The organism is Roseateles sp. P5_E1 (genome assembly GCF_054049335.1).
On sequence record NZ_JBFUMN010000186.1, the window covers coordinates 1 to 729 of the forward strand.

1 protein-coding gene is annotated in these 729 nt (G+C 68.8%); it reads right to left on the minus strand.

Annotated features, from left to right (window positions below; all coding sequences use genetic code 11):
- Positions 1-729, minus strand: a 729-nt coding sequence (purD, locus tag ACXJKJ_RS30510) for a phosphoribosylamine--glycine ligase (protein WP_457395179.1), incomplete at both ends; no start/stop codon positions are given.

Below are 729 nucleotides of genomic sequence, written 5' to 3' on the forward strand. Positions count from 1 at the left end.
AGCGTGGAACACCTTGGCGCTCGTCGGCACCGCGTCCAACCCGTGGATCACATCGCCGGTGATCGGGGTTTCCGGGTAGGGCGATGCGGCCATGACCACACCCAGCGACGGACGCCGATCCCACTGCGCTTCCACCGCGTGCAGGCGTGCATCGATGGCCGCGTCGAGCAGGTCCACCAGGTCCGACTGCAGGCGCAGCATCACCGGCTGGGTTTCCGGGTCGCCGAAGCGCACGTTGAATTCGATCACCTTCGGCGCGCCGTCGGCATCGATCATCAGGCCTGCATAGAGGAAGCCGGTGAACGGAATGCCGTCGGCGATCATGCCCTGCACGGTCGGGTTGACCACCTCGCGCATCACGCGGGCATGCACCTCATCGGTCACCACCGGGGCCGGCGAGTACGCGCCCATGCCGCCGGTGTTGGGACCGGTGTCGCCGTCGCCGACCCGCTTGTGGTCCTGCGAGGTGGCCATCGGCAGCGCGGTGGTGCCGTCSACCATCGAGATGAAGCTGGCTTCCTCGCCGTCGAGGWATTCCTCGATCACCACGCGYGCGCCGGCRKCGCCGAACGCGTTGCCCGAGAGCATGTCACGCACGGCGTCCTCGGCCTCGGCCAGGGTCATCGCCACGATCACGCCCTTGCCGGCGGCCAAGCCGTCGGCCTTGACCACGATCGGCGCGCCCTTCTCGCGGATATAGGCCAGCGCCGGCTCCACCTCGGTGTGCAC